Genomic DNA, 11,905 nt, shown 5'->3' on the forward strand with positions numbered 1-11,905 from the left:
ATGCTAGAAATCAAAATCAATCATATACCAGTTGAATTGGGTTCGGATATTCAGATTCCCATTATTATGGAGAATCCATTTCTTTTGGAAGATCGGATACCTGCTCCATATTCATTGAATTTCGAACTTCCTGCAACGGGAAAGAATTTGGAACTCTTTAAATTTCCAAACAGGATTACGTCCTATACTGGAGAAGAGTTTCAGACTAGCAGGAAAAAACCATGTAGTATTCGCTTTAATGGATTGGAGATCTTAAAAGGTCATGTGGTATTCTTGGGTTTTTCGGAAAAGATCAAGCTTCAGTTTGTTGGTTTGGATTATAATGAATTCCTAAAGGCACCGATGAATACACTGGATATGGGAAAACAATATTTCTCTGGGGAATACAATGCTGTTGATTATGATAACCCATTAAACTTTGCTTATTCCTACAAAGAATGGGCAAATCAATTGGCAGCTGGAGTTAGGGGAGATATGGTGGCCGGACCTTTGTCAATCGTGCCTGAAAATCAGCCCTTCACAAAATATAAGATAATCAATTATCCAGTAGATTCTGCAGGGTATAGATTGAATGGGTATTATACCCTTAAAAATGTCTTTCAATCTCAGGATGTTGAAAACATCAACCAATACAATCCAGACGATGCTAATTTTCTTTTGATAAAAAAATATGATTTAAGTAGGCCTACAATTTTGACAAAAAGCCATGCATCCATATTTCCGGCTTTCCGAATTGGGTATTTATTTGATGTGATATTTGGTGGATTATTGCTTACAAATCCTTTTAGGAATATTGAATTATATGACCTTATACTACCTACTTACTATTTCAGTAAATGGAAGCAAAGAGAATATTCGGACGTAATGGGATCTGATCTTACATATAATAATCAATTTCCACCGATGGTATCAAACCCTAGGCCTACAGCAGCTGATCCTTATCCCGATGTTCCATATATACAATTGAACGATTTCCTGCCTGCTGTGGCATGTAATGACTTTATCCGTGAAATCCTGAACCTATATTGTATGTCTATTTTTCCTGTGAATGGCAAATTGAAGATTAAGACAAATGATCAGGTATTGAATTCCAACGTAGTAAAGGATTGGTCAAATAAGGTTAGCAAACTTGAAGTTTTGACCGAAAAGGCAAAGCAGTATATCTATGGATATAAAAACGCCTCTGAAATAACCGTCAATGTCTCCGATGCAACAATTGTAAATGATGTTTATGATATGATGCTGGCACCTTATACCTTGGATGGAAACGGATTTTATGAGGAAAAGTTCAAGATCAATAATCAAGTTTTCCTCAAGAGAGTAGAAAAGGTAAGATTAAAATATTTGAATGGAGATGTAGATGATATCCAATATTTTTATTCCTTATTGGATGACGGTTTTAATTTGAAGATGGATAAGGAAAAATCTGAAGTTTTTGAAATTACCTCTTCCATTAAGCCTTTACCAATGATACCGGGTAATTACTTTGTTCATATTGATAATTCTGCGTATGTCTCCGGAGATCAAAAGGAATGGAAGGTTCCTGCATTGATCGGGGTTGATAGAACACAGAGGCCTAATGAAATCTTTTTGACCTACTATAAGGGGATGCGTAATATTAAAGATGAGAATACCAGGTATTTCCCTTCCCTAAACTCCAATTATGATGATTCTAATACCCTGATTTCTTCCTTGGAATGGGATGGTGAACATGGTTTATTCAATAAATACCATAAATCTTTTAAGACCTGGATGGAAAAGGATAAAATTCAGGTAAACACTATTGCCATACTAAATCCAATAGACCTAAAGAATCTGGATCTTTCCGAAAAAGTGCATGTACTAGGGAGGAATTTCTTTATCAAGAAAGTGCAGTACACCATTGGAATCAAGAATATTTCAGCAGCATCACTTGAGCTTTTGGAAGCTTAATACCTGTCCTTTACTTAGAAGCTTAATTCCGCGAATTTTAGTCATGTTTTTAAAACTGTTCGAACCAATCTTTAACGCTCTGGGCAAGAATACCAAATTGGCCTTGCTTGCGATGTTATTAGCGGTATTGATTGGTTGGGGATCAATGGCAGAGGTGAGAATCCAAACAGAAAGGAATAATTGCATCGATGAAAGGAGATTGGATAAAGATGCTCTTAAGTCCAAGGATTCCATAATCGCTGCAAAGGATTTAGAACTGGATAAGGTTAGGAATCGTCTGTTTGAATACTTTATGCGTGATAAGGAAACCCAAACCAATGATTCCATTTTAAGAAAATCAACTAATAAGGATATAAACAAGGTAATGCCATGACCAAAACAAATATAATTTTGACGTTCCTGCTAATATTAGCTTTAGTGGCCATGAGATGGCTGCATCTAGCATGGATAGATGAAAAAAAAGAAAGGACCACCTTACAAGATCAGTACGATGAGGCTATCAAAAATAATGATGCAGCACCGTTGGTCATCCTGGATACTATACGAGATACAGTGGCCGGAACGGTTACTTATATTTATCCACCCGTTGTAACCAAGAAAAATACTGATGGATATGTCAGCAAAGGATTAGCTGATACGCTAGCAAAGGCTTTGAAAGTGGCCACAAAAGAAATCGACCATTTAACTTCCAAGATTATCAGTATAGAAGGAAAGGGCAAGGGTGAACGGATCAAGGATACGATTACAAAAACGGAATGGCTTGTCATGAAGCCTGATCCCGTGTTTGATGTCAAGGTGAATCTTTTGACCGATTCCATTTATCCATCTGCTAAGATCCGTTTGGCACAGGCCTATGCTCCATATCGAAAAAACGTTTTTTCCAGATATCAATATCGTTCTGCCATTATGGCCTATGATCCTAGGATTCAGATTTCAGAGGTATATGATGTCAATAAGGTTCCTAGATCACCTCGATGGGGCTTAGGTGTAACCGTTGGTCCAGTAATTACTCCAAAAGGATTTACTTGGGGTGCATCCGTTGGTTTCTCATATGACCTAATCCAATTTTAAGAAATGCTTTCGATCGTAAAAGAACCTCAGCCTATAAATTATTCTAGGAGTATTCCTGATTTGGTCATTCAAACGGATGGTGTTCATTCTGAGATAACGATGGAAATTGCACTTGGAGAAACAAATGTTATCATCTCGGAAAAATATGATGTCACTCCGGACAATAAGATAGTGATCAAGCTGAAGGATATATTGGGATTCTATTTGGAAAACAATATGCCTCAATATTCCGATTTGATAACCATCCATGAAGATGCCTTTAAATCTTTTCGGATTACAGTCAGTGAAGTTGGATATACGATCATTCGCGATTATCAAGTTATCTCCGGTTTTTTGAGGGTTCAACCATTCGATATTGAACATTACTTCAGAAACTATTGGCTGAACCTTTTACCTTCAATTTCTAAGGTTTATCTGAATCAACCCTTATACCTGACTGCCTTGCCTTCAAAAGCCGTAACCGTAAAAATAAAGGCTAAAATGAGCAATGGTGAGGAGAAAGTGATCAGTGCAGGAAATATGCTGGCAAATAAGCTGCAATCTGTCAACTTGAATCCTCAAAAAGTAATGCAACTACTTGCTGGTGAGTTTCAATATTTCGATGTTTTTACGGTGGATTCTCAAGATGATCTTATTCATGGTTATAAGCGGTTTTATTACGATGGAACCTATAACTATCAATCAGATATTTTTCTTTATTTAAATCGTCTTGGAGGATGGGACTGCTTAGTCATAAACGGTGAAAACATCATAAGGAATATAGACAACCGATCCACGGCCATTGTCCAGGATAAAGAAGTCGAGTTCGATTATGATCATAAATTGGAATTTGAAAAGAGTACAGGCTTCATGGCCACTGAGGAAGATCATAGACAGTACCTGGATTTCATTGCATCCAGAAAGAAATACTTTTTACATAATGGTACCCTTGTTCCCATAGTTACATCCGAAAATAAGATCGACCATAGCATTGGAAAATTGAACAGCTATTCTTTTGTTTTTCGATTGGCAAATATTGATGGTTATTTTCCGGAGATAGGTCTAGCACCATATCATTTAAACATTACCTAAACCTTAATATTTTATTACAATGGATCCTAATATCAATCAATTAGCGGAAATAACGGATTTTGAAAACGCTAAAATCATAGGCAAGGAACCTCATGAGGATAAATACCGTGAAGCATCTTTCCCAAAGGTATTAAGTTGGATGCAATCCAAATTGGATATAAATGGAGCAGAACTGATTGATCCACCTGAACCTGGCACTTTGGAAGCTCCAACTGCTTTGCCTTTACCTCCAGCTGGACAAAAAAGAAAATTTGAACCTCAACCAGGATATTATAGTTTCGATGGTGCCAACTATATCGTGACATCGGAAAATAGATATTATTTCTTTTGGAACGGAACTGCTTGGTCGTTATTGGACATGGGGCCTTTAAAAAAGGGTGATAATGGACTAAACGGTAAGACTATAGAGCAGTTCAAGCCAACCAAACCAAGCGGCTATGCTGCAGGCGATCAAATTTTCTTTAATGGTGATGCTATATATGAAGTCAATGCAGGACAGACAGCTACAACAGGAGAAAGTCCATCCACGAATCCCGAAAAGTTTACACGAAAGATTCGAGGGCTAAACCTATCTTCTATGGAATCTGCCACTTTAGAAGTTGTAAAGGATATGGCAGACCTTGTGAACCTAACGTTTCAAGGCTATCTTAATAATGTTGGGACTTTTGCAGCAAGCACTGGATGGAAAACAACAGATTTCATTTCAAAATCGGATTGGCAAAAAATAATTTATTCTGGACGAGGTTCGACCAATGTTTCGGCAAGACTTTTAGTTGCTTACAAATCTGATAAGTCCATGTTATCAACTTTGGTTGATAATAGTAGCACTCAAATAACAGATAGGGAAATTGATTTAAGTTCGGTTCCTTCAGATGGTTTTATCAGAGCCTGCTTTAGAGATGTATATGAATCAAAATTAATCCTTAAAAAGGATGGTTTGATAGTGGACAAGCAACCTATGGCAAAAGCAAGTGAATTTGATGAAAACAACAACGAGGATGGTGTTACCGCTTTTCAAGTCGCTGATTATTTGAAAACCAATGGAAGCAAAGGGTTTTCACCATGGGAAGCAAAGGAATATAATATAGGGTCAAAAGTATCTTACGATAATTCACTTTTTGAAGCTATTTCACCCGCCCTGCCTTCTGATGTTCCGTTTTTCGGTTCAGAGGTTTGGAAAAGAGAGTTAAGAGGCTTGTCATTGTCAAAACAAACATTTATAGAGGAAATAATTGCGGATAGTGTTGATGATTTATTAGGAGGTAACATAAGCCTTGCGGGTGATTATAGCCCCACGGTTACGGGATGGGGAAGTACTGATTTGTTCCAAAAAAATGGAGCGCAAAAAATGTTCTATACTGGTGGGGCAAGCGGGGGCTCAAGCACTCAACAAGTTTATTGGTATAAATCAGATGGGAGTAAAGGAGGTTCATTATTGCAGGGCGGATTAACAAAAACTTGGACAGACCATGAAATTGATTTATCAGTTGTACCCGAAAATGGTTCAATACGTGCGTGTTCAAGAACTACTGTTGCAGTAAAAATAGTACTTCAAAAAGATGGAGTAACACAAGATTTATATCCAGCAATAAAAGCAACATCGTTTGATCCACTAAACACGGAGGAAGCTGTAACGGCAAAGCAAGTTGCTGATTACGTTAGTGCGATGCCCGACGGCAAACATAATCTAACCAACATGGAAGTAGTTTGGTGTGGTCATTCTATATGGGCGCTCCCAGATAACATTACATTAAAAGGGAATCAGTTCAGAATTAAAGAAGAAGTACAGTTTAAAGCAGACTATAATTATTGTTGGGCGGGTTACTCTTTAGCAAGGCAAACAACGACAGATGAGAACTCGCTTTTAGACCCAACACGTTTAGCAACAATGCCAATTGGTGACATTTATACATTAGACACAATGACCAATGATTTTAAAAGAAATATTCCTATCGGAGATTTCAAGATTGACTTTATTGATGCGTCCTCTAATCCAGATGTTACCAAATACTATGGTGCGCTTCGGGCATTCTACAATAAAATTTATTCTTTAAACCCAAAAGCATTGGTTATTGCAAGTAATGCTACACACCGTAATAATGATTATAATTCATGGACTATAAATACCAAGGGGCATACTTTAGCCGATTATACTAGCGCACTAAAAAATGTATGCAATTATTTGTCATGGAAATTTATCGACCAATTTTCAGAAAGTGGAATCAATATGATTAACCTATCGCAGTTCACAAGTGATGGACTACATTTGAATAATAACGGATATTTGCTCACCTCGCCCTTATGGGTTTCTAAATTTAAATTAATTAGAAATTTAATACAATCTTGATGTCGTAATTTCTTTTATAAAGTTTAACATTGTATAATTTCAGCATTCCTAACCTTCCACAACCCTTCAAAGTCCCCTTGGATTTGGAGGGTTTTTTCATAATTGTTATCATCATCATTATGAGCGTATTTTTCGGTGGTCGCAATTTTCGAATGTCCCAAAAGCTTTTTCAATAAATAGATATCACCGACATACTTCATGATCAGATAGCCAAAGGTATGTCTGGCCACATGTGATGTTAAAACCTTCTTGATTCCTGCAAAACCAGCCAATTCTTTTAAAGTCCTATTATATTCCTGAGTACTCGGTAATTGAAATAAAGTGTTTCCTGTACTATTTATAAAAATCTTTGCAATGGGAATCAGAGGAACGGTGATTGTTTTTGGATTACGTTCGGAATTTTTTTGCATGGTGAATTTCATGAAATTATCGGAAATCATCCATGAATATTTGGAGTTGTACAAATCTGATATCCGTATTCCAGAAAAACAACAGAAAAGAAATGCCTTCAGAACATTAAATTGATTGGTACTGAGGCTGTCTTGATCTAACTGCTGAATCAATCTGATAACTTCATCTTTATTGAGATAGGTGGATTCTTCTTCTCTGTAAGTATTTGGGAATTCAATTACCTCTTTAGGTATATAAACTTGAACTTCTTGGTCTGCAACTGCTAAAAATGCTTTTAGGTCCTTAAACCTGGTCCAAATGGTGTTGTGTGCCAAAACCATTCCATTTCTTTTTTTCTTTTTTTTAAGCCAAGCCTTGAATTCTTGCATAAAATTATAAGTAATCTGTTCCCATCTAATTGTTGGTCTAAAATTTTCTAATTCATTTATAGTTGAGCCATAATTTTTCCAGGTATTCTCTGATATCACTCTTAATTTAAATAATTCCCTTCTTCTCTTTTTAAAATAACCTATTACAGATTGTGAAGGATCAAAGTAAAAAATTTCTCTTTTTAATAATTCACACGTCAAAATCCTATTGGATAATCTATATAATTTTGCAATTTCATTCATTTTTGACCTTTCGCTCATGATTATCATATTGTAATCATTCACATCCGGATCCTTTTTTGATCTCGAAAGCAATTTAGAATTGTTGGAATCAATTTTTGATTCAGGCCATTTTAAATGTAAAGGAAATCTTTTACGATCGTGATCCTTCTGATAGGAGATATAAACTTCCAAATAAAGACTTACCAGCCCATTTGTATGAATACGATCTTTTCTGAAGAATAATTTGGTGTAGAATTTAAACACAGTATTAGAATTTTAAGATTAACAATGCCTAAGAATTTTTGTGGTAACAAAATGGGGACAAAAATTCTTGGATAATTATTTTTAAAAACTGCGTCTGGGCGTTCTAAACGAAATAAATGGGAACCCTCATTTAAGAGAATTCCCAAGTATGTACCCAGGGCCGGGATCGAACCGGCACGAATTGCTTCATTGGTGTTTGAGACCAACGCGTCTACCAATTCCGCCACCTGGGCGTTTCCGTTTGGAATGATGCAAATATAGTGCTTCTACTTTATTCTCCAAAAAGAATTTTATCCAAGCCACTAAACCAACTGATTTTTAGCCTTTTTATTTTTAACATGCTACAATTCCCCTTTGAACATGATCCTCCCTTAACCATATTTAACATTCCAAGCATTAAACTATTCGGCTATTTTAAGCTCTTACAATCAAAGCAAATCGTTCTTTTAACAACTTACCTGTAAAGCTTAACAAAAGTTAACCTTAATTAACACAGAGCCCGTTAAACGTTCGATTAAATGTTTGCTCTAATAGATAAAGAGCAACATAAAAATATAACAATATGAAAAAGGTATTCGCCATTGCGGCACTTATAGCAGGAGTAACATTTGCAGTATCAGCGCAAGACAAAAAACCAGAAGTCCGTCAGGAAGTTCAGAAAGAACGTAAAATGAAGGTTGACCATCAAAGGAAAATAAAATCCCCAGAGGAGGTCGCCAAACTGAAAACGGACCATATGGACAAAGCGTTGAAACTAACAGAGCAGCAAAAACAAGATATCTATAAATTCCATCTTGATAAAGCGAAAAAGCTGGAAGTAAAACGTGAAGAGTTGATGAAAGCTCGTGAAGTACATCGCAAAGAAATGCGTGCTGAGCATGAGACTTTAAAGAAACTGTTAACTCCAGAGCAGCAAGAACTGTATAAAAATAAACTTGCTGAAGGTAAAAAGTTTAGAGGTAGTCGTGAAGGTAGAAGCTTTAAACACAGAGAAATGCGCCATAAACGTATGGATCGTAAAATGCCTGTCGAGAAAGAAGTTAAAGAAACTAATGAAAATAGTTCAAATAGTTAATAAGGTTAGTAATATTAGTTAGTGGTTATATGTTTAATTGAAGAAGGTCCTGCAGTGATGCAAGACCTTTCTTCTTTTAAAAACTTTAAAATCTATCGAATGCTAACTATTCGTTGCTTTAACGATTGAACCTCTTTCAGGATCTTTTACAACCGTCACAGAGCTTGGAATGCGTTCCTTAAGCTCTTCCACATGCGATATAATACCTACAACTCGATTCTCTTGATGCAAGTATTGTAAAGTATCAAATACCGTATTGATGGAATCAGCATCTTGAGTTCCGAATCCCTCATCAATAAAAAAGAAATTCTTATCCGATTTATTCAAGGATTGTATATTCTCCGCCAAAGCTAAGGCTAGGCATAAGGATGCCTGGAAACTTTGACCACCAGAGAGCGTCTTAACCGATCGTCTATATCCATTGTTCAAATAATCAATAACCTCAAATTCATTATTCTCGTTGATGCTTAAACTCAATTGATTCCTGGTTAGGCGGTGAAAACGATGATTTGCCATCTCGCACATCTGTTGCAAATGAATACTTGAAACATAATTTACAAAACCGTTTCCTTTGAAAAGATTCTCTAAGGTTTTTAAGTTTGCTGCACGATTACTTAATGCCTCAAACTCTTCCAATAACTTCTCTTTCTTGCCAAATTCTACAGAAAGGTGGTTTAGTTCTTTCTCCAATCCGCCAGTCAAAGCCAACTGCAATTCCAATTCTTCCTTCTTTAACTGGAATAAGGCATTCGTGGTTTCCAGTTCTTCTTCACTATAGGCTTTATTTGCTAAAAATTCTTTTAAAGAAGCGATTTGAGATGCCAGAACTTCCAACCGAACATAATATTGTTGAATATCTTTACGCATCTGCTCTACGGGGAGAGGACGCTGAATGATCTGCTGTACCTCAATGATATCATTGAATTTAAACTCCTGTAGCAGTTTGCTTAATTGCTCTTTTCGAACTTTTAGTTGCTGATTATACGTGCTAAGCTGATCGATAGCCGATTGATATTGACCAACAACTTCAGCCAATTTCGTTTTATTACTATTGATCTTTTGATTCAGCGTTAGGTAGTTGCTTTCAACATGAATAACATGACTCTCCAAGGTCAATTTCAACTTTTTAACCTCTTCGATGGATTGATTTGAAAAATCTTCCCATTTCAGTAGCTGCAATTCATTGCTGTGTTGTTGGTTTAAGCCCTTGAAAACAGCTATCTCATTACGGATGGTTTCTAATTCCTTCTCGTATTTCTGGATGTTTTCACGAGTTCGATTAAGATCAGAATTTAACTGCTTTATACTGGATTCACGCGCCTGAATCTCCTCTTCGTTTTGCTTTAGCTTTTGTTTTTGTGCTTCAAAGGCATTTGGATCATCTGCAGAATAACCTTCCCAAACAAATAAGGTTTTATGTTGCTCAACCGCTGACATTAAGTTTCCGTGTTCTCCCTTAATATGAACTAGCTGTTGTCCTTTAGAGCGAAGGCCATGTGTTGTTAGAGTCAGACGTTCTTTTAGCTTTTGAAAATCATTTCGTTTGCTTTCCAATTGCTCACGTAACTCTTTGTTTTTTTGAATTTCCTCTTGTATATGTGCCGCAACCATCGGTTGAGGATGATCTAATGCGCCACATAGGGGACAAGGATGACCCTTTTGCAATTCATTAGCAAAGCCTCCTAATCTTGCTTGGACTTGAAGATGTGTTTCCTGCTCTCTTTGCTGTTGTAATTGTACATCCAAAAGCTGTAGCTCTTTTCGGATCATATCTTCCCAATTATCCGGATGATATCCCTCCTGTCCGAAAATCGCTTCTTCTTTATTTATTTCTTCAGTTGAACGGTCGATTAGACTTTGTTGTTGATTCAGCTGTGCAAAAAGTGCTTCCCGTTGTTGATACCATTTTTCCATCGCAAATAACTGCGTGCTATCCACTTTTTCAGCTTTTAACTGCTCTAAAGACGCTTCTGCTTGTTTTAGCTTCTCATCAAGTTCCTGCTCGGATAGTTTAGTGCGTTCTACAAATGGACTGCCTTTCAATAACCTTTGCTCAGAATCTGTTATTTTACGTTCGTTTTCTTTTAGTTGAACCAAGGATTTATAATCGCTTACCTGGGTCCTGAAATTATTGAGATTGAGGTAGTCCGATTCAATCGCTCGGATTTCTCTTTCTAAATGATCAATTTCTTGCGATTGCCGTTCCTTACTACTTCTTAGATTTTCAATCTTGCGAATTAAAACTTCACGCTCTGCATTTAGGGATTGTAAACTATTCAATGGTTCCCTAAAAGCATTTGCCGTTTGTTCGTATTTATTCAGCTCTTTTTCTTGCTTCTGTATCCGTTCCTTACTCGAGAAGAGTTCCTGTTGTTGAGCTTCCTTTTGTTGCAATTCAATGCGTTTGTCCTTGAACTCCTGCATCTGTTGCACCTTGGCCAATAGTTCCTGATAGGCCTCTCGACTACTTACCAAGTTTTCCTTAGCCTCTTCAAGCTCTTGTTTTTTAAGGGTTAATGCTTCTGCTGAGATACTCTCAAATCCAGATAAAGCACCTCTTAAGTTCTCTAATTTTCGATTATTGCCTACTTGTAGACTGGAAACTTTAGGCCCAAGATCAAATTTGTTCAGCATAAAGATCTCTTTCATCATTTCTGAACGATCTTTACCACGTAGTTCTAAAAACTCCTTAAATTGACCTTGTGGAATGATGATGGTCCTCCGGAAATTAGGGTAGGAGAGGTTGGTTATCTTTCCGGCATCAGCAGATTCCAAAGGAATCCAAGCTTCATTTTTCCACTCATAAGCTGTGCGTTCAATAACCGTTGTTTCTTCAAAATTCTTCCGTCTTTTCCACTGCGCAACAAACTTGAATTTCCGTTGTTCAAAATTTAAGAATTCAAATTCAATTAAAGCTTGATTGGACTTCAGGTTCATCATATTGTAAGCACGCCTATCTGTCTTATTCAAACGCTCAGTTTCCCCATATAAGGCAAAACTAATCGCTTCCAATATAGAAGACTTACCGGAACCTACAGCGCCGAATATACCAAATAAGCCCGCTTCCGTGAGCTTATTGAAATCGATAATTTGTTTATCTTGATAGGAGTATAACCCTTCAATACTTAATAATAATGGCAGCAT

8 protein-coding genes and 1 tRNA gene are annotated in these 11,905 nt (G+C 36.7%); 6 read left to right on the forward strand and 3 right to left on the reverse strand.

The window, feature by feature from the left end; genetic code table 11:
- Genes ABD676_RS07425 through ABD676_RS07445 form a run of 5 tightly spaced genes read left to right on the forward strand, consistent with a single transcriptional unit; the run spans position 1 to position 6,421 of the window.
- Positions 1-1,932: a hypothetical protein gene (locus tag ABD676_RS07425; RefSeq protein ID WP_344673966.1), complete on the forward strand. Its 1,932-nt coding sequence runs from the start codon at positions 1-3 to the stop codon at positions 1,930-1,932.
- A gap of 43 nt (positions 1,933-1,975) precedes the next feature.
- Positions 1,976-2,305: a hypothetical protein gene (locus tag ABD676_RS07430; RefSeq protein ID WP_344673967.1), complete on the forward strand. Its 330-nt coding sequence runs from the start codon at positions 1,976-1,978 to the stop codon at positions 2,303-2,305.
- Between the two features lie 50 nt (positions 2,306-2,355).
- Entirely contained in the window at positions 2,356-3,003 is a 648-nt protein-coding gene (locus ABD676_RS07435; protein ID WP_344673968.1) for a DUF6808 domain-containing protein, read from the forward strand.
- A gap of 3 nt (positions 3,004-3,006) precedes the next feature.
- A complete protein-coding gene (locus ABD676_RS07440; protein WP_344673969.1) occupies positions 3,007-4,074 on the forward strand; it encodes a hypothetical protein in 1,068 nt (355 codons plus the stop codon).
- A gap of 19 nt (positions 4,075-4,093) precedes the next feature.
- Positions 4,094-6,421: an SGNH/GDSL hydrolase family protein gene (locus tag ABD676_RS07445; RefSeq protein WP_344673970.1), complete on the forward strand. Its 2,328-nt coding sequence runs from the start codon at positions 4,094-4,096 to the stop codon at positions 6,419-6,421.
- A 23-nt stretch (positions 6,422-6,444) separates the two neighbouring features.
- Here the strand turns inward: ABD676_RS07445 and ABD676_RS07450 are convergent, their stop codons facing one another.
- Positions 6,445-7,686, reverse strand: a complete 1,242-nt coding sequence (locus tag ABD676_RS07450; RefSeq protein ID WP_344673971.1) for a site-specific integrase — start codon at positions 7,684-7,686, stop codon at positions 6,445-6,447.
- A gap of 151 nt (positions 7,687-7,837) precedes the next feature.
- Positions 7,838-7,919 (reverse strand) — tRNA-Leu (locus ABD676_RS07455).
- Between the two features lie 329 nt (positions 7,920-8,248).
- On the opposite strand from ABD676_RS07455, the gene ABD676_RS07460 reads away from it, so the two are divergent.
- The gene (locus tag ABD676_RS07460) at positions 8,249-8,761 is read left to right on the forward strand and encodes a hypothetical protein (RefSeq protein WP_344673972.1); all 513 of its coding nucleotides are present in this window, start codon (positions 8,249-8,251) and stop codon (positions 8,759-8,761) included.
- 102 nt (positions 8,762-8,863) lie between these two features.
- Here the strand turns inward: ABD676_RS07460 and ABD676_RS07465 are convergent, their stop codons facing one another.
- The gene (locus tag ABD676_RS07465; protein WP_344673973.1) at positions 8,864-11,905 is read right to left on the reverse strand and encodes an SbcC/MukB-like Walker B domain-containing protein; all 3,042 of its coding nucleotides are present in this window, start codon (positions 11,903-11,905) and stop codon (positions 8,864-8,866) included.

This window comes from Sphingobacterium kyonggiense (assembly GCF_039536825.1).
Taxonomy (GTDB): domain Bacteria; phylum Bacteroidota; class Bacteroidia; order Sphingobacteriales; family Sphingobacteriaceae; genus Sphingobacterium; species Sphingobacterium kyonggiense.